General features: G+C 71.0%; 17 protein-coding genes and 1 pseudogene. 4 read left to right on the forward strand and 14 right to left on the reverse strand.

The annotated features are described in order from the left end of the window. Positions 1 to 89 precede the first annotated feature (89 nt). The 3 genes from RJ1_RS40840 to RJ1_RS40850 are packed head-to-tail and all read right to left on the reverse strand — an operon-like array spanning position 90 to position 2313. Positions 90 to 671 (reverse strand): hypothetical protein, encoded by a 582-nt coding sequence (locus tag RJ1_RS40840; RefSeq protein ID WP_073369565.1) that lies wholly within the window; start codon positions 669 to 671, stop codon positions 90 to 92. A gap of 59 nt (positions 672 to 730) precedes the next feature. After that, a complete protein-coding gene (locus tag RJ1_RS40845) occupies positions 731 to 1441 on the reverse strand; it encodes a TVP38/TMEM64 family protein (RefSeq protein ID WP_255284953.1) in 711 nt (236 codons plus the stop codon). 50 nt (positions 1442 to 1491) lie between these two features. Further along, positions 1492 to 2313 carry a PaaI family thioesterase gene (locus RJ1_RS40850; RefSeq protein ID WP_073369569.1) on the reverse strand — a complete coding sequence of 274 codons (822 nt, stop codon included), beginning with the start codon at positions 2311 to 2313 and terminating at the stop codon, positions 1492 to 1494. A 117-nt stretch (positions 2314 to 2430) separates the two neighbouring features. Here RJ1_RS40850 and RJ1_RS40855 point away from each other — a divergent pair, with 117 nt between their 5' ends. Genes RJ1_RS40855 through meaB form a run of 3 tightly spaced genes read left to right on the forward strand, consistent with a single transcriptional unit; the run spans position 2431 to position 7614 of the window. Then, positions 2431 to 4347 (forward strand): methylmalonyl-CoA mutase family protein, encoded by a 1917-nt coding sequence (locus RJ1_RS40855; RefSeq protein ID WP_073369571.1) that lies wholly within the window; start codon positions 2431 to 2433, stop codon positions 4345 to 4347. Then, positions 4344 to 6608, forward strand: coding sequence for a methylmalonyl-CoA mutase (scpA, locus tag RJ1_RS40860; RefSeq protein ID WP_073369573.1), 2265 nt, complete (start codon positions 4344 to 4346; stop codon positions 6606 to 6608). Before RJ1_RS40855 ends, scpA begins: the two co-directional genes overlap by 4 nt. 1 nt (position 6609) lies before the next feature. Beyond that, complete coding sequence (gene meaB, locus RJ1_RS40865) at positions 6610 to 7614, forward strand: methylmalonyl Co-A mutase-associated GTPase MeaB (RefSeq protein ID WP_073369575.1); 1005 nt, start codon at positions 6610 to 6612, stop codon at positions 7612 to 7614. Here the strand turns inward: meaB and RJ1_RS40870 are convergent. After that, positions 7603 to 8640, reverse strand: a complete 1038-nt coding sequence (locus RJ1_RS40870; RefSeq protein ID WP_073369577.1) for a nucleoside hydrolase — start codon at positions 8638 to 8640, stop codon at positions 7603 to 7605. The two genes, meaB and RJ1_RS40870, sit on opposite strands and share 12 nt — an antisense overlap. Next, positions 8637 to 9104 (reverse strand): OsmC family protein, encoded by a 468-nt coding sequence (locus RJ1_RS40875; RefSeq protein ID WP_073369579.1) that lies wholly within the window; start codon positions 9102 to 9104, stop codon positions 8637 to 8639. Before RJ1_RS40875 ends, RJ1_RS40870 begins: the two co-directional genes overlap by 4 nt. 85 nt (positions 9105 to 9189) lie before the next feature. Between RJ1_RS40875 and RJ1_RS40880 the strand changes: the two genes are divergently transcribed. Next, positions 9190 to 9822: a maleylpyruvate isomerase family mycothiol-dependent enzyme gene (locus RJ1_RS40880; RefSeq protein ID WP_073369581.1), complete on the forward strand. Its 633-nt coding sequence runs from the start codon at positions 9190 to 9192 to the stop codon at positions 9820 to 9822. Here RJ1_RS40880 and RJ1_RS40885 read toward each other — a convergent pair. The 9 genes and pseudogenes from RJ1_RS40885 to RJ1_RS40930 all read right to left on the reverse strand — a co-directional run. After that, the gene (locus RJ1_RS40885) at positions 9809 to 11107 is read right to left on the reverse strand and encodes a CoA transferase (protein ID WP_073369583.1); all 1299 of its coding nucleotides are present in this window, start codon (positions 11105 to 11107) and stop codon (positions 9809 to 9811) included. The two genes, RJ1_RS40880 and RJ1_RS40885, sit on opposite strands and share 14 nt — an antisense overlap. Next, positions 11104 to 11967 carry a 3-methyladenine DNA glycosylase gene (locus RJ1_RS40890; protein ID WP_073369584.1) on the reverse strand — a complete coding sequence of 288 codons (864 nt, stop codon included), beginning with the start codon at positions 11965 to 11967 and terminating at the stop codon, positions 11104 to 11106. Before RJ1_RS40890 ends, RJ1_RS40885 begins: the two co-directional genes overlap by 4 nt. 2 nt (positions 11968 to 11969) lie before the next feature. Beyond that, a complete protein-coding gene (locus RJ1_RS40895) occupies positions 11970 to 13058 on the reverse strand; it encodes a hemolysin family protein (RefSeq protein WP_073369586.1) in 1089 nt (362 codons plus the stop codon). Then, positions 13051 to 14412, reverse strand: coding sequence for a hemolysin family protein (locus tag RJ1_RS40900; protein WP_073369588.1), 1362 nt, complete (start codon positions 14410 to 14412; stop codon positions 13051 to 13053). The genes RJ1_RS40895 and RJ1_RS40900 overlap by 8 nt, the downstream gene beginning before the upstream one ends. 309 nt (positions 14413 to 14721) lie before the next feature. Further along, on the reverse strand, positions 14722 to 16158 hold the full coding sequence (guaB1, locus tag RJ1_RS40910) for a GMP reductase (RefSeq protein WP_073369593.1): 1437 nt from the start codon (positions 16156 to 16158) through the stop codon (positions 14722 to 14724). Positions 16159 to 16161: 3 nt separating this feature from the next. Further along, a complete protein-coding gene (locus tag RJ1_RS40915) occupies positions 16162 to 17040 on the reverse strand; it encodes a DMT family transporter (protein WP_073369595.1) in 879 nt (292 codons plus the stop codon). Between the two features lie 5 nt (positions 17041 to 17045). Further along, positions 17046 to 18443 carry a DEAD/DEAH box helicase gene (locus RJ1_RS40920; protein ID WP_073369596.1) on the reverse strand — a complete coding sequence of 466 codons (1398 nt, stop codon included), beginning with the start codon at positions 18441 to 18443 and terminating at the stop codon, positions 17046 to 17048. Between the two features lie 97 nt (positions 18444 to 18540). Continuing rightward, entirely contained in the window at positions 18541 to 19992 is a 1452-nt protein-coding gene (gene gnd / locus RJ1_RS40925) for an NADP-dependent phosphogluconate dehydrogenase (protein ID WP_073369598.1), read from the reverse strand. Between the two features lie 152 nt (positions 19993 to 20144). Continuing rightward, positions 20145 to 20517, reverse strand: a pseudogene (locus tag RJ1_RS40930) (DEAD/DEAH box helicase); the annotation flags it as partial.

Genomic DNA, 20517 nt, shown 5'->3' on the forward strand with positions numbered 1-20517 from the left:
CCACTGCGCCATCCAGCGCGGGCTGCGGGGCGCGGCGAGGGCCAGGGGCGCGACCGCGGCGACGCCGAGGGCGATCAGCGCGAGTGCTGTCATGAATCCGCCTTGCGTAGGAGTCGTTCGGCCAGCCGTCGTCCCGCGGTCTCGACGTGCCAGCCTGCGGTGGAGAGTCGTTGGGAGACCGCCTGCTTGCTGATCCCCAGCGCCCGCGCCGCGTCGGTCTGGGTGGCGCCGTGTCGCATCTGCTCGACCGCTTCGCAGCCCTCCTCGGTGCGGCGGGCGACGAGGACGGCGACGAGGGTGAGCGCGGTGTCGGCGTCGGCGGCGCTGTCGGGGTCTGGTCCGTCCACGGCCACCCGGCCGGGGGCGGTCTTGGCGCGGTCGACGGCGGCGCGCGCGGATTCGAAGGCGGGCCCCCGCCCGGCGCGGGTCTCGGCGGGGAGTGGTTCCTCGACGGGTCCGACACCGATGCCGATGCTCCAGTGTTCGCGTCCGACGAGGTCGAGTGCGAGGTCGACGACGGTGGCCGGATCGTCGACGACGGCCTGGATCTCGTCGCCGGCCGTGCGCTGGAACGGCCGGACGAGGTCGCGGGTGCCGAGCTCGGCGAGGAGTGGGGCGACCCGGTCGACGTCGCGGCGGCTTCCGCGCTGGTCGACGGTCAACACGAACATGAGTCAAGGTTAGAAACTGGATAATCCGATGTCAATACTCAAAGCTTGACTCTGGGGTTTCAAGGTTGCGGGATTGACTCGTCCTCGGCGGGACGGTCGGCCGGCGAATCCGCAAGCGGTTCGACCGAACCGTCCAGGGGCCGGCGGGAGTCCACGACCAACCCCGCGATCCCGACGACGATGCACACCGCGGACAGCACGAGCAGCGCCGGATTCGTCTCCCCGGTGAGGGCGTCGCCGAGAACGACGATGCCGACGGTTCCCGGCAGGATGCCCACCACCGTGGCCAGCACGTACGGGACCAACCGGATCGACGAGACACCGGCGCAGTAGTTCACCACGGAGAACGGCACGAACGCGATCAGTCGCAGCGACCCCACGGCGAGCCAGCCACGGCGGGCGATCCGCTCGTCCACCCGGCGGATCGTCGGGTTGGAGATGCGTTGCCACACCACGTCCCGGCCGACGGCGCGCACCAGGTACAGGGCGAAGACGGCGCTCACCGTGGACGCCAGCACCGCGATCGCGATGCCCAGCCACGCGCCGAACAGCAGTCCGGCACTCAGCGTGAACACCGTGCGGGGGAACGGGAACACCGTCACGAGGGCGTGCACGGCGAAGAAGACGAGGGGGAAGGCCGGTCCGATGGATTGCGCCCATTCCCGGACCTGCAGCACGGACGGATGGGGTGCCAGCAGTGCGACGACGAGCAGCGCGACTGCCAGTACTGCGACGCCGATCACCCTGCGGTCCCCGAGGCGTCTCTTCACAGGGCACCAGGCTACCCGGGTGCCGGGCCCGGGGCGTCGCGAGCGGCCGGTCAGGTGAGGCGGCGCCGCCCCGTCACCGTCGCCTCGACGCAGATCCGCCCGCCCGAGGTCCCCGCCACCCGGGCAACCGACACCGCGCGGCCCACCCGGACCACGTCCGCGGTGAACGTCGTGTCGCAGTCGAGGGCGACCGGGCGGAAGAAGTTGATCCGCGCGGACGCGGTGTCCATGTCCGCGCCGTCCCGACTCAGGGCGGCGGTCGCCGCCAGGTCGATCGCGCACGCCTGGACGCCGCCGTGCATGAACCCGAGCTTGTTCGCGATCAGCGGATTCGGTGGCACCACCACCCGCACGCCGGGCCCGTCCTCGATCCGCCCCCCGATCCACTCGAGCGGCGGCACCCCCGGTGCCGGGAGGCCGGGGAGCGCCGACCGGTCCGCCGCCGGCATCGGCAGGTCCACAAAGTTGCCCCACAGGGTGCCGGTGGCGATCAGGGTGCCCGCCGAGTCGCAGACCCGGGCGGTCGAGGTGCCGCCGTCGGCGGTGAGTGCGAGCAGCCGGCTCTCCGCCCACAGCGTCGGCCCCTGCCACCGCCGGGGTGTCAGGACGTCGACGGACAGCTCCGCCGTGACGAGGCCGTCGCGGGTGCCGCGCCGGTCCCAGACGGTGAATCCGAGGAGATCGTCGAGGAGTACGGCGAGGACACCGCTGTACGCGGTCCGGGTGGTATTCGGGGCGAGCGCGCCGATGTCCATGCTCATACGATTGAGTGGTTCGCCGCGGTCGTCGACGCCCCGGGCCGGCGCGCCGAGTCCGAACAACCGCTGGGTGGCGGTGCGATCGGTACCGGCCGCTTCGTACGCAATGCTCATGACCTGAGGTTATTCGTGCTGTGGTGATCCTCACGATAGGGGAGGCCGGACTGCGGCTAGCATCACAGTCACACAACGTATTGATCGATCGCTCATCAGGGAGAGGAAGCCGACACCGTGTCACTAGCTTCAGAAGCCGAGGAAGCTGCGCGGGCTTACGCCGACTGGCAGCACTCCGTGGCCGGAGTCCTCGCGAAGTCGCGTCGGGTCGACGCCGCGGAACTCGGTCCGGAACCCCAGACGCTCCTCGAGACCGTCACCTACGACGGCGTCACCGTCGCACCGCTCTACAGCCCGCGCGACGAACGTCCGGAACAGCCGCTGCCCGGCACCTTCCCGTACGTCCGCGGCGCGGACGCCTCCCGGGACGTCAACGCCGGCTGGCTGGTCAGCGCCCGGTTCGGTGAGGGTGCGGAGGCGGCGGACGTCAACCGGTCCGTCCTCGACTCCCTCGAGAACGGTGTCAGCGCACTGTGGCTCGCCGTCGGCGGCGGCAATCTGCCCGTCCGGTCGCTGGAGACGGCACTCGACGGTGTCCTCCTCGACCTCGCGCCGCTCACCCTCGACGCCGGAACCGACGCACCCCTCGCGGCGCGGGCACTGTTCGCCCTGCTCGACGCGCGTGCCGCCGCCGGCGACGGTGTCACCGATCGCACCGCGGTCCGGGTCGACCTCGGGGCCGCGCCGCTCACGAGCGCCTTCTCCGGTGCCGCCGACGTCGACCTCGGCGACGCGGTCGCCCTCGCCGCCGAGTCCGCGGCACGCGCGGAGAGCGTGCGGGCGATCACCGTGGACGGCACCGCGTTTCACAACGCCGGCGCCGCCGACGCCGAGGAACTCGGCGCGTCGATCGCCGCCGGCCTCGAATACCTGCGGGCGCTGACCGCGAGCGGGTTGACCATCGGGCAGGCGCTCGGACAGCTCGGCTTCCGGTTCTCGGCCACCGACGACCAGTTCCAGACCATCGCCAAGTTCCGGGCCGCACGGCTGGTGTGGGCGCGGATCGCGCAGGTCTGCGGCGCCTCCGACTTCGGCGGCGCCCCGCAGCACGCCGTCACCTCGGCGGCCATGATGGCGCAACGCGATCCGTGGGTGAACATGCTCCGCACGACGCTCGCCGCGTTCGGCGCCGGCGTGGGCGGCGCGGACGCCGTCACGGTCCTGCCGTTCGACGCCGCACTGCCCGCCGGGGCGCTGGGTGTGTCGAAGACCTTCGCCGCCCGCATCGCCCGCAACACCCAGCTGCTGCTGCTCGAGGAGTCGCATCTCGGTCGGGTACTCGATCCGGCCGCCGGGTCGTGGTACGTCGAGGACCTCACCCAGCAGGTCGCGGCGAAGGCGTGGGAGTTCTTCCAGCAGATCGAGGCCGCCGGCGGGTACCTCACCGCACACGACGCGGGCCTGATCTCCGAGCGCATCGCTTCCACACGCGCACAACGTGATTCGGACATCGCGCACCGAAAGACCGCGGTCACCGGGGTCAACGAGTTCCCGAACCTCGGCGAGGCACCGCTGCCCGCGGGCGCCGCGGAGGAGGGCCGGGTCGCCCGGTACGCCGCGGCTTTCGAGGCGTTGCGGGACCGCTCCGACGCCTACCTGGCGGCGAACGGCGCACGGCCCACCGCGTTCCTGGCCCCGCTCGGCCCCGTCGCCGAACACAACGTGCGGACCACGTTCAGCGCGAACCTGCTGGCGTCGGGCGGCATCGAGGCCCTCAACCCCGGACCCCTCGCGATCGGCGACGGCAGCATCGCCGCCGCCGCGAAGGAATCCGGCGCCGGGATCGCGGTGATCTGCGGCACCGACAAGCGGTACGCCACCGAAGCCGCGACCGCCGTGGAGGAGCTGCGCGCCGCCGGCGTCGGCACCGTGCTGCTCGCCGGACCGGAGAAGGTCGTCGCCGACGCGGACGGTTCCGCCCGGCCCGACGGATTCGTCACCGCCCGCATCGACGCAGTCTCGGTCCTGTCCGGACTGCTCGACATCATCGAGAGCTCGAGTGACTCCTCGGGCGACACAGGGAGCAAGAAGTGACTACTCGCGAGGTCAAGCACGCGATCGGCAGCTTCGCCGAAGTGCCGTTGGAGGATCCGCAGTTTCCGCAGCCGTCCGCCCCGACCCCGGAGCAGACGGACGAGCTGATCGCGGCCGCCGCGGCGGCGAACCACTACACCCCGGAACAGGTGGTGTGGTCCACCCCCGAGGGCATCGACGTCAAACCGGTCTACACCAAGGCCGACCGGGACACCGCCGAGGCCGAGGGCTACCCGGTCGGCAGTTTCCCCGGCGCCGCGCCGTTCGTGCGCGGCCCGTACCCCACCATGTACGTGAACCAGCCGTGGACGATCCGCCAGTACGCCGGATTCTCGACGGCCGCCGAATCGAACGCCTTCTACCGCCGCAACCTCGCGGCCGGGCAGAAGGGTCTGTCGGTGGCGTTCGACCTGGCCACGCACCGCGGCTACGACTCCGACCATCCGCGGGTACAGGGTGACGTCGGGATGGCCGGGGTGGCGATCGACTCCATCCTGGACATGCGGCAGCTGTTCGACCACATCCCACTCGACAGCGTCAGCGTGTCGATGACGATGAACGGGGCGGTGCTGCCGATCCTCGCGCTGTACGTGGTGGCGGCGGAGGAGCAGGGTGTCGCACCGGAGAAGCTGGCCGGAACCATTCAGAACGACATTCTGAAGGAGTTCATGGTCCGCAACACCTACATCTATCCGCCGAAGCCGTCGATGCGGATCATCTCCGACATCTTCGCGTACACCAGCGCGAAGATGCCGAAGTTCAACTCGATCTCCATCTCCGGCTACCACATCCAGGAGGCCGGTGCCACCGCCGACCTCGAGCTCGCGTACACCCTCGCGGACGGTGTGGAATACATCCGCGCCGGCCTCGACGCCGGCATGGAGATCGACAAGTTCGCGCCCCGGCTGTCGTTCTTCTGGGCGATCGGCATGAACTTCTTCATGGAGGTCGCGAAGCTGCGGGCGGGTCGCCTGCTGTGGAGCGAACTGGTGGCGAAGTTCGACCCGAAGTCCGCGAAATCGCTGTCGCTGCGCACCCACTCGCAGACGTCGGGCTGGTCGCTGACCGCGCAGGACGTCTACAACAACGTGGCCCGCACCTGTGTGGAGGCGATGGCGGCGACGCAGGGGCACACCCAGTCGCTGCACACCAACGCGCTCGACGAGGCCCTGGCCCTGCCGACGGACTTCTCGGCGCGCATCGCCCGCAACACCCAGCTGCTGCTGCAGCAGGAGTCGGGGACCGTCCGCCCGATCGACCCGTGGGGCGGGTCGCACTACGTGGAGTGGCTCACCCACCAGCTGGCGAACCGGGCCCGCGCCCACATCGCCGAGGTCGAAGAGGCCGGCGGCATGGCGCAGGCGATCAGCGAGGGCATCCCGAAGCTGCGCATCGAGGAGGCCGCCGCCCGCACCCAGGCCCGCATCGACTCCGGCCGCCAGCCGCTGATCGGTGTCAACAAGTACGTGCCCGACGAGGCCGACGAGATCGAGGTCCTCAAGGTCGAGAACTCGAGGGTCCGCAAGGAGCAGCTCGAGAAGCTCGACCGGTTGCGCGCCGACCGGGATCCGGTCGCCGTCGAGGCGGCGCTCGCCGAACTGAGCCGCGCCGCGGCCACCACCGAGGGCGGCATGGAGAACAACCTGCTCGCTCTCGCGATCGACGCGGCCCGCGCGAAGGCCACGGTCGGGGAGATCTCCGAGGCTCTCGAGAAGGTGTACGGGCGTCACCAGGCCGAGATCCGGACCATCAGCGGGGTGTACCGGGACGAGGCCGGAAAGGTCGACAACATCAACAAGGCAACGGAACTCGTCGAGAAGTTCGCGGAGGAAGAGGGCCGGCGGCCCCGCGTCCTCATCGCCAAGATGGGGCAGGACGGCCACGACCGCGGCCAGAAGGTGATCGCCACGGCCTTCGCGGACATCGGATTCGACGTCGACGTCGGACCGCTGTTCCAGACCCCGGAAGAGGTCGCCAACCAGGCGGCCGACAACGACGTCCACGTGGTCGGTGTGTCGTCGTTGGCCGCGGGCCACCTCACGTTGGTGCCCGCGCTCCGGGAAGCACTCGCGGCGGCGGGGCGTCCCGACATCATGATTGTGGTCGGTGGCGTCATCCCGCCCGGCGATTTCGCCGAACTCTACGAGGCGGGTGCCGCCGCGATCTTCCCGCCCGGGACGGTCATCGCGGACGCCGCCAGCGGTCTGCTCGAGAAACTGGCCGCGCAGCTCGGCCACGACCTCACGGGCACCCCGGAATAGCATGGGGCGGCCTCCAGTCGACATCGATGCCCTCGCCGAGGCCGTGCGCGCCAATCAGCGTGCCGGCCTGGCGAAGGCCATCACCCTGGTCGAGTCCACCCGGACCGATCACCGTGAGGCGGCGCAGCGGTTGCTGCTCGAACTGCTGCCCGAGTCGGGGAAGGCGCACCGGGTCGGGATCACCGGGGTCCCCGGCGTCGGGAAGTCCACGTTCATCGACGCCCTCGGCATGCACCTGATCGGTCAGGGGCACCGGGTGGCGGTCCTGGCCGTGGACCCGTCGTCGACGCGCACGGGTGGGTCGATCCTCGGCGACAAGACGCGGATGGCGCGCCTGACCGTCGAGAAGAACGCCTACATCCGGCCGTCACCCACCTCGGGCACCCTCGGCGGGGTCGCGAAGGCGACCCGCGAGACGATCGTGCTGCTCGAGGCCGCCGGTTTCGACGTCATCCTCGTCGAGACGGTGGGGGTCGGGCAGTCCGAGGTGACGGTCGCGAACATGGTGGACTGCTTCTGCTTCCTCACCCTCGCCCGCACCGGCGACCAGTTGCAGGGCATCAAGAAGGGTGTCCTCGAACTCGCCGACCTCGTCGCAGTGAACAAGGCGGACGGCAAGCACGAGCGGGAAGCGAAGGGCGCCGCCCGGGAACTCGCGGGTGCGCTGCGGCTGATCTACCCGCACGACGCCGTCTGGACGCCGCCGGTCATCACGATGAGCGGACTCGAGGGCGTCGGGCTGGAAGAGTTCTGGGACACCGTGTGCAGGCACCGGGAGGTGCTGAGCGCGGCCGGGCAGTTCGAGGAGAACCGGCGGCGTCAGCAGGTGGACTGGACGTGGACGATGGTCAATGACCAGTTGCTGCGCCGGCTCGCATCCAACACGCGGGTGAAGGCGATCCGGGGTGAGGTCGAGCAGCAGGTGCGGGACGGGTCGCTGACGGCGGCGCTGGCCGCCGCCGAGATCCTCGACGCCTTCGACGGCACGGACGAGTCAGCCGACTGATTTCGCGTAGCGCCCGACCCGGTCGACGAGATCGTCGAAGAACGCGGCCGGGTCGGTGCTCACCGCGATGTCGACGTTGGGTTCCCGGTTCCAGTGCCCCACCCAGTCGGCGACCGTGGTGCCGCGGGTGAGGCGTCCGTGCAGTTCGACGTCGACGGTGGCCGGGCGGGTCCTTGTGATCGCCGGGTTCAGCGCCACCGCCGCCGCGAACGGGTCGTGCATGTGCGCCAGGAAACCCTGGTCGTGGGTGCGGTGGAAGTCCATGTAGAAGCGGATCGCGTCCGACAGGTGCCGGATCACCGGGTTGCTCGCGGTCGAGCGGACCTCCGGCCCGTCGTCGGGGGAGATGATCTCGGCGGGACTACTGCCCGCCGCCTCCGCCAGCCGCCGGACGTGATCCGGGGTCATCTCGATCGTCTCGGTGACGTCCAGACCGCACAGGATCGGGCGCCGGCCCGCCGGGAGCCCGGAGAACGCGTCGAACACCTCCTTGGCCGCCTCCGGATCCACCGACACATTCCATTCGGTGGTGGGGGTGGTGTTGCCGGGGTGGTTGAACGCCCCACCCATCACGACCAGGTGCCGCAGCAGCCGCGGCAGGGCGGGTTCCTCGCGGATCGCGAGGGCCAGGTTCGTCAGCGGGCCGGTCACCAGCCCGGTGAGCTCGCCGGGGTGGGCGCGGACCAGGTCCACCCACAGGGTGGTGGCGTCCCGCGCCGACAGCGACCGCCCGGACGGGGGGAGGACGGCGTACCCGATGCCCTGCGGGCCGTGGGTGTCCTCGGTGGTGCGCAGCGGGCCGTCCAGGGGAACCCGGGCGCCGAGCGCCACTTCGATGTCGGGGGCGCCGCACAGGGCGAGCCAGTTCAGGTTGTTGGCCGCGACCTGCTCGACGGGCACGTTGCCGGCGGTGCTGGCGATGCCGGCGATCTCCGCCTCCGGGCTGGCCAGCAGGTACAGCAGGGCGAGGGAGTCGTCGATGCCGGTGTCGACGTCGACGATCAGCCGGTGCGTCGGCGCGCTCATCCGACACGCACCGCGGGCCGGTGGAGCACCGGGAAGTTGACCGACCGTGCGATGAAGCACTTCTGGTGTGCGCGGGTGTGCAGCCGTTCGGCGCGCGCGACCATCGACTGGTCAGTGACGGTCACGACGGGCGCCAGCACCACCTCGGTGAATTCGCCTGCCCCGTCCGGGTGCTCGGACATGGTGCCGGTGGGCTCGTCCCGGTAGTCGACGACGACCACACCGGCCGCGGCAGCGAGCCCCAGATACCACAGCATGTGGCACTGCGACAGCGACGCGACCAGCAACTCCTCCGGGTTCCAGCGCTGCGGGTCGCCGAGGAACGACGGGTCCGAGCTGCCCCGGACGTCGGGTTTGCCGGGCGCCGACACGGTGTGGTCCCGGTCGTAGGCGTCCGGCGCGGTGGTGCCGCGCCCGCGGTGCCCGGTCCAGGTGACGGTCAGCGCATAGTGGTGCGTCTTCACGCGTCCATACTGCCGGAGCGGTGACTTCCCGGGACACACCGAGTCTGTATCGGGGAGCATCGAGCGAGGACGAGAGGAGTGCCGCATGGCACGCAGCGAGACCGACACCCCGGACTGGGTGGTCGCGGAGCGCCAGGATCTGGCGACCGTGCTGGAGGGTCTGACACCGGAGCAGTGGGACGCGCCCACACTGTGCGCGGGGTGGCGGGTCCGGGAGGTGCTCGCGCACATCACGATGCCGTACCGGTACTCGATGCCCCGATTCGCCGTCGAGATGATCAAGGCGCGAGGGAATTTCAACCGCATGTCGGATCGGCGGGCCCGCGCGGACGCCGACACACTCACCCCCGAACAGTGGGTGGCGACGCTGCGCGACAACGCCGCGTTCCCATGGACACCGCCGGGCGGGGGCTTCGACGGCGCCCTGTCGCACGACGTGATCCACGGATTGGACATCACGGTGGCGCTGGGGATCGACCGCACGGTCCCGCCGGACCGGCTGAGCCGCGTCCTCGGCGGGCTGACACCGCAGCGGGCGAAGTACTTCGGCACCGACCTCGAGGGTGTGCGGCTCACGGCGGATGACCGCGACTGGACCTACGGGGACGGCGCATCGCTGCACGGTACCGCCCAGGACCTGCTGCTCGTGCTGTGCGGGCGCCGGTTGCCGCCGGGGCATCTGACCGGGGCCCCGGGCCCGAGGTTCACGGCGGTGTGAGCTGAGTCCACGCCGGAGTGTCGCCACCCCGGCCCCGCGCCGGGAACGGGTAGTCGTCGAATTCGGTGAGGGCGGGGCGGGCGGTCGTCAGGTCGCCGTGCGTGACGAGGCAGCCGGGTCCGGGCACCGCGGCCGGCGGCGGATCCTCGGATCGGCCGCCCGCCCGGAGCAGCCACGCGGCGGTGCGGGCGAGCGACACGTCCACGGACCGGCCCCGGCCGTCCCCGTGACCGGCGGCGAGAGCGTCGACGATGCCGGCGGCGAGGAGGTACCCGGTCGCGTGATCGAGTGCCTGCGCGGGGAGCGCGCCCGGGGTGTCGCCGCCCTCGATTCTCGCGATCCCCGACGCCGCCTGGACGATGCTGTCGAAGCCGCGGCGGTGCGCCCAGGGGCCGGAGTCACCCCACGCGCACACCCGCCCCCGCACCAGATGATCGGGGGCGTCGTCGAGGAGTCCGTCCAGCGCGCCGGGACGGTACCCGGTGACCACCACGTCGGCCTCGGCGAGGAGGCTGTCCCACACCGGCCTGCCGTCCGCGGACCGCACGTCGAGCAGCGCGGACCGCTTGCCCTGACCAGTGTCCCGGTGCTGCACCACGATCTCCGGGAGGGACGGCGGATCGATCCGCAGCACCTCGGCGCCGAGCAGCGCCAGGGTGCGGGTGGCGACAGGGCCCGCGATCACCCGGGTCAGGTCCAGGACCCGTACCCCACTCAACGGGGTCCCGCCGGGCACCCGGCGGGACCGGTGCCCCGGGCCGGGACGGGAACTCCCGTCGTGCACGACGGTGGAGACGAGCTCACCGGACGCCGCGGCGGCACCCTGCGGGCTCGCCGCCCACTCGTCCTCCGTCCGCACCCGCACGGCGACGGCTTGCGCCGCGGCGGCACGGTCCTCGACCTCCGCGGCGGTCATCCGCGTGATCCGGGCGGCCACCGCGTCACGGTCCGACCCGTCCGGCAGCCCGAGCGCCTCCAGCAGCCTCGTGCGATGGTGCGGGTAGTTGGCGTGCGTGCGCACCCAGCCGTCCGACGCCGCGAAGAACCCGGACAGTTCCGCGAAACCCGACACCGGGGAACCCGACACCCGCAGCAGCCGGTCGCTCGCGAAGGACGCGGCGATCCGCTCCGGGTCGAGCCGCCACGACCGGGGTTCCCGCCCGTGCACGGCGTCGAGCCGGTCGACGGCGCCGGTGAGGGCGGCCACCGAACCGGCCGCCAACGCGAACACGGGCAACCGGGCCGCCAGATAGGCGCCCGGGTCGCCGCGGCCCGTGCGAGTCATGGCCTCACGGTAGCGAGCAACCGGCGGCACCGGTCGAGCACTGCGGCACGCAGCGGCGCGGCGCGGGCCGCGAGCGCCGACTGCTGCCGCACGTACTCCGCGCGGCCGTGCGGGGTTTCGATGGGGATCGGCGTGTACCCGTAGCCGGTGAGGTCGTAGGGGCTGGCCCGCATGTCGAGTTCCCGTGCGGCGAGCGCCAGCTCGAAGCAGTCGACGGTCAGGTCCGAGTCGATCAGCGGCGCCAGCTTGTAGCAGTACTTGTACAGATCCATCGACGCGTGCAGGCACCCGGGTTGCTCCCGCCCCAGCTGATCGGCCCGGGTCAGCGGCAGGCTGTTCCGCGGTTCGGCGGCGGGGGTGAAGAACCGGTAGGCGTCGTAGTGGGTGCAGCGCAGTTGCGCCGCCTCCACCACGCAGTCCGTGCCGCCCGGGCCGAGCCGCAACGGGACGCTGCCGTGCCGGAGCTCCCCGGCCCGGTACACCATCGCCCACTCGTGCAGGCCGAAGCAGGACAGGTGCGCGGGACGCTCGGCCGTCGCCTCCATCAGTCGTGCGGTGAAGGCGACCGTGTCCGCGCGGCGCCGCAGGAACTCCGGGTCGACGGTGACGCCGCCGCCGGTGCGGTGATACCCGCGGAGTTCGGCGTACTCCTCCGCTCCGGTCAGGACGGTGCCCCACCCGGCGTGCCAGCGCAGCAACTGGTTCGGCCGGTAGCTGTAGTAGGTGAAGAGGAAGTCGATCACCGGGTGGGTCTCGCCGCGTTCGCGCCGCTCCCGGTGCGGTCCGATCAGTGCCGAGACCCGCTCCCGGTGCCGGTCGCGGCGAGGGACCCACTCCGACGCGTCCACAACGTTCGTCACGATCAGCTCGTTCGCCGACCCGGGTTGACGCCGTTGACCCGGTGGGTGCCGTCACGCACGGTGCCCACGTACTCCTCGACGAGATCCTCGAGGGCGACGATCCCGACGATCCGCCCGGACGGGTCTGCCGCCGCCCCCAGGTGGGAGCTGGCCCGCCGCAGGATCGCCAACGCCTCCGCGAGCGGTGTGGTGGTCGACATGCTGGGGAGGGGGCGGATGTCGGAGCGGGGGATCACCGTGTCGGGTCCGGCCTCCTCGTCCAGGATGTCGTCGAGCACGTCCTTGAGGTGCAGGTACCCGACCAGGGAGCCGTCCTCGGCGCGCACCGGGTACCGGGAGTACCCGGTCTCGACGACGGCCTCCTCGATGGCGCCGAGCCGCGTTCCGCCCTCCGTCAGCGGGATGGTCCGGGCCTCGTCGAGGGGGATCATCACCTCGCTGACCGTGCGGTCGGTGGTCTCCAGCGCCTGGGTGAGCCGGCGGTGCTCCTCCGCATCGATCAGTCCCTCGGAGCGGGATTCGCCGATCATCTCGGACAGTTCCACCGCCGACACCGTGACGTCGAGTTCGTCCTTCGGTTCGACCCGCAGCAACCGGAGCGTCAGGTTGGCGCACAGGTTGTAGAACGAGATCAGCGGTCGGGCCAGCTTGATGAACACGAGGTGCAGCGGCACCAGCAGCATCGCCGACCGCTCCGGGCCCGCCAGTGCAATGTTCTTCGGCACCATTTCCCCCAGCAGGATGTGCAGCACCACCACAAGGGCCAGCGAGATCGTGAACGACACCGGGTGCAGCAGGCCGGCAGGCAGCCCCACCGCGTGCAGCGGCACCTCGAGGAGATGCGCGATCGCCGGCTCGGCGACCTTACCGAGCAGGATCGAGCAGATCGTGATGCCGAGCTGCGCGGCCGCCAGCATCAGCGACAGATTCTCACCCGCCACGATCACGGTGCGGGCGCGTTTCTTGCCCTGCGCCTCCAACGCCTCGAGCCGGTCGCGGCGCGCCGAGATCAGCGCGAATTCGGCGCCGACGAAGAAGGCGTTGCCGGCGAGCAGCACGAACGTGAGCAGCACACCGAAGAGGTCACTCATCGTCGTCCTCCTCGTCGCTACCGGTGTCCGCGGGTTCGGGGGTGAGCAGCACCCGGTCGATGCGCCGGCCGTCCATGTGCGTCACGGTCGCGACCCACCGGCCGCCGGAGTGGTGCCCCTCGGGCACCGGAAGTTCCACCGTGTCGCCCTCGTCGGGAATCCGTCCGAGTTCGGTGAGCACGAGTCCGCCGAGGGTTTCGTACTCGCCCTCGGGGGCGGTGTAGCCGGTGGTGTCGGAGACCTCGTCGACGCGGAGCAGACCGGAGCAGGACCAGCCGTCGCCGATCCGCTGGACGTCGATCTCCGGTTCGTCGTGTTCGTCGCGGACGTCGCCGACGATCTCCTCGATCAGATCCTCCATCGTGACCACGCCTGCGGTGCCGCCGTACTCGTCGACGACGAGCGCGACCTGCATGCCGTCGGACCGGATCCGTTCCATCAGGGCGTCACCGTCGAGGCTGGACGGCACCACCGGAACCTTCTGGGCGAGGGAGCTGAGGCGGGTGGTGCGGCGACGTCCGGCGGGCACCGCGAACGCGTGCTTGATGTGGACGACACCGACGGCGTCGTCGAGGTCGCCGTCGACGACGGGGAAGCGGGAGAAACCGGTGCGGGCGGCGGTGTCGATCAGGTCGGCCACCGTGTCGGTGGTGGACAGTGTCTCGATCTTCACGCGCGGGGTCATCAGTTCCTCCGCGGTGCGTTCACCGAAGCGCAGCGAGCGGTTGACGAGCAGGGCCGTTCCCTTGTCGATGGCGCCGCGCTGCGCCGACGTCCGGACCAGCGAACCCAGCTCCTGCGGGGACCGCGCCGAGCGCAGTTCCTCGGCCGGTTCGATGCCGAGGCGTCGCACCAGCCAGTTCGCGGTTCCGTTGAGCCCCTTGATGGCCCACTTGAAGATCAGCGAGAACCCGGCCTGCATGCCGGCGGTCGCGCGCGCCGTGGGCAGGGGGTGGGCGATGGCGAGGTTCTTCGGAACGAGTTCACCGAACACCATCGAGAACGACGTCGCGAGGACGAGCGCGATCACCAACGACGTTGCCGCGGCAGCGGATTCGCTGAAACCGACTGCATCGAGGATCGGGGTGATGAAGCGGGCGAGCACCGGTTCGGACAGATAACCGGTGATCAGGGTGGTGATGGTGATGCCGAGCTGCGCCCCGGACAACTGGAACGACAGCGTGCGGTGCGCGTGCTGCACCTGCCGGGCCCGGCGGTCACCGCCGCGGGCGTGGGAGTCGACGGTGCTGCGTTCGAGGGCGGTGAGGGAGAACTCTGCGGCCACGAACAACGCGGTGCCCGCGGTCAGGGCGAGAAAGCCGGTCAGAGCGAGAATGCTGAGCGCGATGTCCATCGGTCATCGCCGCCGAGCTGAGGAACGGGGATCGCCGGGTTTGTCGCCCGGCTCGCTAGAGGAGCCCTCCGAACCGGCGGAATCGGAGTCCGATTCCACGGAGCAGGAGGCGACAACACTCCCGGAGACATCGGTCGGTGGGGCGCTTGCTGCGTGTGTGGGTGCCGCGGGCACCGGAGTCCTCTCGTTCGGCCTCGACGGCCCGGACGGGTCCGGCGCCGAGAACTGGTGTGGTTGAGCGACCAATGATACCGGTGGATGTCCGGTTCCGTGGAACAGGACACCCACCAGCACATCAAAATGCGGTCGTCACCAGCCGGCCGGAAGCGGGCGGCCCTCGGCGAACCCGGCGGCCGACTGCACACCCAGAACCGCCTTGTCGTGCAGCTCCGCCACCGTCCGCGCCCCCGCGTACGTGCAGGTGCTGCGCACACCGGAGCAGATGTGGTCGATCAGGTCCTCGACGCCGGGACGTTCCGGGTCCAGCCGCATCCGGGAACTCGAAATACCCTCCTCGAACAGCCCTTTCCTGGCCCGGTCGAACGCGGTGTCGGTGGCGGTGCGGGCCGCGACCGCCCGCTTGGAGGCCATCCCGAAACTCTCCTTGTACGCGTTGCCGGCCTGGTCGACGCGCAGGTCGCCGGGCGACTCGTAGGTGCCCGCGAACCACGACCCGATCATCACGTTCGACGCGCCCGCCGCGAGAGCGAGAGCCACATCGCGGGGGTGACGGACGCCTCCGTCGGCCCACACGTGCGCGCCCATCGCCCGCGCCTGCGTGGCGCATTCCTCGACGGCGGAGAACTGCGGCCTGCCCACGCCCGTCATCATGCGGGTGGTGCACATCGCGCCCGGCCCGACACCGACCTTCACGATGTCGGCGCCCGCGTCGATCAGATCCCGGGTGCCGGCGGCGGACACGACGTTGCCGGCGACCAGCGGGACCCCGAGGTCGGCCTTCTTCAGGGCGCCGAGGACGTCGATCATCTTCTGCTGGTGGCCGTGCGCGGTGTCGACGACCAGCAGGTCGGCGCCCGCGTCCACCAGGGCGCGGGCCTTCGCGGCGACGTCGCCGTTGACGCCGACGGCCGCGGCGACCCGCAACTTGCCGTTGCCGTCGACGGCGGGCTGGTAGATGCCGTCCCGGATGGCGCCGGTGCGGGTGAGGACACCGGCGAGGGTGCCGTCGGGGTGGACGATCACGGCGAGGGAGTCATGCTTGCCCTCGAGGAGTTCGAACACCTCCCGCGGCGACGCGGAGACGGGGGCGGTGACGAAGTCGGTGAGCGCCACCGCGCGCAGTCGCGCGAACCGGTCGACGTCCGTGCAGGAGCCCTCGGTGACGACACCGACGGGGCGGTCGTTCTCGACGACGACCACGGCGCCGTGCGCCCGCTTCGGCAGCAGCGCCAGCGCGTCGGACACGGCGGCGTCGGGGCCGAGCGTGACCGGGGTGTCGGCGACCAGGTGCCTGCTCTTGACGAACGACACGGTCGCCGCGACGGCGGGCGCCGGAAGGTCCTGGGGGAGAACCACCAGACCGCCGCGGCGGGCGACCGTTTCCGCCATGCGGCGACCCGACACGGCCGTCATGTTGGCGACGACGATCGGAATGGTGGTGCCCGACCCGTCCGAGGTGGACAGGTCGACGTCGAACCGCGAGGTGACCTCGGTGCGGTTCGGCACCAGGAACACATCGTCGTACGTCAGGTCATAGGGAGGGCGATGCCCGTCGAGGAACTGCACATGTCAGGACGATACCGGGGAAATTGCGGCGGTGTCGGATGTCTGCTGCGCCTGCGACCTGGACAGTCCGATGGTGGCCACCAGCATCACCGCCACCGCGCAGCCGACCACGACGAGCCCGGGGCCGTCCACCCGGAGTCGTTCGTCGAGGACGGTCATGCCGAGGAAGACGGCGGCGAGGGGTTCGGCGATGGTCAGCGCGGGCAGCGACGCGGACAGCGGACCCACCTGGAAGCCGCGCTGCTGCAGGTACACCCCGACCAGCCCGGCGGCGACGAGCGCCCACGCCTGCCAGCTGCTCAGCACCGCCCACAGCCCGCGGGGCACGAGTTCGACGACGTACTTGGTGAACGCGACCGCCACCCCGTAGAGGATGCCACCCGCCCCGCCGAGCAACAGGGCCCGCCACCCGGGGTCGATCTTCGACATCCCCGCGGCGGCCGCGACCGCCACCACCGCCAGGAGGATGCCGAGGGGCACCACCCATTCGCGGAACGGGGCGTCGATGTTGCCCTCGGTGGGGTCGCCGATCACCAGGAAGATCGCGAGCGCGACGGCCAGCGCGACGGCGAGGGCCCAGGTGGTGCGGCTGAGCCGGTACCCGGAGAACTTCGCCGACAACGGCAACGCGAACAGCAGCGCCGTCACCAGCAGCGGCTGCACCACGAGCACCGACCCGAGCGCCAACGCGACCGCCTGCATCGCGTACCCGCCGCCGTCGCCGACGAACCCGGCCCACCAGCGGGGACTGCGCAGCAGGGTGGTCATCAACCCGGCGTCCTCGGGGACCGCGGACGCCGCACTCTGCTGGGCCACCGACGCGCACGCGAACAACAACGCCGCGATCAGTGCGCACACGATGGACGCGAACGGCAGGGACATGCCTCTCAGTGTGCCCCGCGGTTGCGGTGTCCGTGCGGAGTTGACGCAGGTCCGGGTTTGCGGCCGCGGCGCGCACCCGACCGGGTAGCCCCGCCGTCCCCGGGGCGGCCGCGGCGGGCCGGCCGCCCACCGGTGTCGTGCGCCTGCCGGCCCTTCTTCGGGGTGTCCTGCGCGGGGGCCCGCGTGTCGGGGGCGGGAACCGCCCTCCCGGACGGGCGGCGGGCGCCGGTGATCTCGGCGAGCACTGCGTCGCCGGGCCGCACCCGCACGCCGTCCACGTCGATCCCGGCCTTACGGGTCAGTTTCTCCACCTCGGCGCGTTCCTCCTCGGTGACGAGGGTGACCACGACGCCGGACTCCCCGGCGCGGGCGGTGCGGCCAGCGCGGTGCAGGTAGTCCTTGGGGTCGGCCGGGGGGTCGACGTGGACGACGAGCGAGATGTCGTCGACGTGGATGCCCCGCGCCGCGACGTCGGTGGCCACCAGGACCGGGGTGGTGCCGTCGGCGAAGGATTCGAGGGTGCGGATGCGGTTGTTCTGCGCCTTGCCGCCGTGCAGGGCGCCGGCGGAGATGCCGACTTCGTGGAGTTGCTGCGCGAGCCGGTCCACCCCATACTTGGTGCGCACGAACATGAGAGTGCGTCCCGCACGTGAACCGATATGTGCCACAACGGATCCCTTGTCGACCCTGTCGACGAACAGCAGGTGGTGGCGCATGGTGCTCACCGACGCGGCAACCGGCGCCGTGGAGTGGGTGACGGGGTCTCGCAGATACCGGCGGACGAGGGTGTCGACGTCCCCGTCGAGGGTCGCCGAGAACAGCAGCCGCTGACCGTTTGCCGGGGTCTTGTCGAGGATCGTCGTGACCTGCTCCATGAACCCCAGGTCGGCCATGTGGTCGGCCTCGTCGAGGGTCAGCACCGTCACGTCGTCCAGCGACACCGACCCCTGGGCCAGGTGATCGGCGAGGCGTCCCGGCGTCGCGATCAGCAGGTCGACCCCCCGCGACAGGATCTCGACCTGACGTTTGATGGGAATCCCGCCGACGACGTTCGCCACCCGCAACCCCACCGACAGCGCCGGTTCGTCCAGTGCGCGTTCGATCTGCAGTGCCAGTTCACGGGTGGGTACCAGGACGATGCCGCGCGGGAAGCCCCGCCTGCTCGCGGCGCCCTTGAGCCGCACGAGCATCGGCAGTCCGAACGCGAGGGTCTTCCCGGACCCGGTCGGCGCGCGGCCCAGCACGTCCCGGCCCGCGAGGACGTCGGGAATGGTGGCCGCCTGGATCGGGAACGGCGCCCCGATGCCGCTGCGGGCGAGGGCGTGGGTCATCACCGCGGGGAGACCGAGCTCGAGGAACGTCTCACCCACCGGTGCGGGCGAGGAGAACTCGTCGTCGGGCATATCGGACAGGCTACCGCCTGCGAAGGGGGTATTCCGACGCCGCGGCCGTGACGCACACGGGGTGCGTCACGGCCGGGGACGGGCAGTCGGCCGAGACTCAGGCCTGCACTTCGCTGCGGTCACCGCTCCAGAGGGTGTGGAACTTGCCGTCCGCGTCGACCCGCTCGTAGGTGTGGGCGCCGAAGAAGTCGCGCTGCCCCTGGGTCAGGGCCGCGGGCAGCCGCTCGGCGCGCAGGGCGTCGTAGTAGGACAGCGACGACGCGAACGCCGGCACCGGGATACCCAGCAGCGTCGCGGTGGACACGACCCGGCGCCAGCTGTCGATGGCCGTCTCGATGGCGTCCCGGAAGTAGGGGGCCAGGATGAGGCTCGGCAGCTTCGGGTTCTCGTCGTACGCGTCCTTGATGCGGTTGAGGAACCGTGCCCGGATGATGCAGCCGCCGCGCCAGATGGTCGCGAGGTCGGCGGGGTGCAGATCCCAGTCGTATTCGGCGCTGCCGGCCGCGATCTGGTCGAATCCCTGCGCGTAGGCCACGACCTTCGACGCGTACAGCGCCTGCCGGATGTCCTCGGTGAACTGGGCGGCATCGGTGGGCTTGTCGGCCAGCTGACCGGAGGCGAGACCGACCGCGGCCTTGCGCTGGTCGCGGGACCCGGACAGGGCGCGGGCGAACACGGCCTCGGCGATCCCGGTGACGGGGACACCGAGGTCGAGCGCAGACTTGACGGTCCAGCGGCCGGTGCCTTTCTGTTCGGCGGCGTCGACGATCACGTCGACGAGCGGCTTACCGGTCTTCGCGTCGTTCTGCCGCAGCACCTCCGCGGTGATCTCCACGAGATAGCTTTCGAGGTCGCCACCGTTCCATTCGGTGAACACGTCGGCGATCTTGCCGGCGTCGTACCCGAGGGCGGACCCGAGCAGGTTGTACGCCTCGCCGATGAGCTGCATATCGGCGTATTCGATGCCGTTGTGCACCATCTTCACGAAGTGCCCGGACCCGTCGGGGCCGATGTGCGTGCAGCAGGGGGTGCCGTCGACCTGCGCGGCGATCGACTCGAGCAGCGGTCCCAGGGCCGCGTAGGACTCCTTCGGTCCGCCCGGCATGATCGACGGACCGTTCAGCGCGCCCTCCTCGCCGCCGGAGATGCCGGCGCCGACGAAGTGCAGGCCACGCTCCCGGAGGGAGGCCTCACGGCGGATCGTGTCCGTGTACAGGGCGTTGCCGCCGTCGATGATGATGTCACCGGGCTCCATCGCCGCGGCGAGTTCCTCGATGACGGCGTCGGTGGGGTCGCCGGCCTTGACCATGATCAGCACGCGGCGCGGCTTCTGCAGCGCGCCCACGAACTCCTCGATCGTCTCCGTGCGGACGAAGTCGCCCTCGCTGCCGTGCTCCTCGATGAGGGCGTCGGTCTTGGCGATGCTGCGGTTGTGCAGCGCGACCGTGTGACCGTGCCGGGCGAAGTTGCGGGCGATGTTCGAGCCCATGACGGCCAGTCCCGTGACGCCGATCTGGGCGCGGGCACCCTCAGTGTTGTCGATAGTCATGGATACAGCATTCCCTCTCGCTCGGCGGTAGTGAAATCGGCGGCTACGAACACCTCGACGGTCTAAGCCAAACATACGAAGGCCGGCCATCGCACATGCGACGGCCGGCCTTCTCTCACACTTCGATATTCGGTTGTCTGATCAGCGTTCGATCAGCTGCGACGCTCACGCCGCGGTCCGTCGAAGCCGTCGTACGAACGACGCTCCGTGCGGCTGCGGAACCCGCCACCGGTCGACGCGGGGCGCCGCTCCGACGTGGCCGCGGGACGATGGTCGTCGCGGCGATCGTCCCTGCGGTCGTCGCGGCGGAACCCGCCTGCCGCACCGCGGTTGTCGCGGTTGTCGCCGAAGTCGCGGCGGGGAGCACTGCGATCGAAGCTGCGCTCACCGGTCCCGCGGTGGCTGTCGCCGCGGTCACCGAAGTCGCGACGCGGGGCGCTGTTGCCGCCGCCGTACTCGCGGCGGGGTGCGCTGTCGCCGAAGTCGCGGCGCGGGGCCCGGTCGCCGAACGTGCGGTTGTCGCGG

It is taken from the genome of Rhodococcus jostii NBRC 16295 (assembly GCF_001894825.1).
GTDB lineage: Bacteria > Actinomycetota > Actinomycetes > Mycobacteriales > Mycobacteriaceae > Rhodococcus_F > Rhodococcus_F jostii.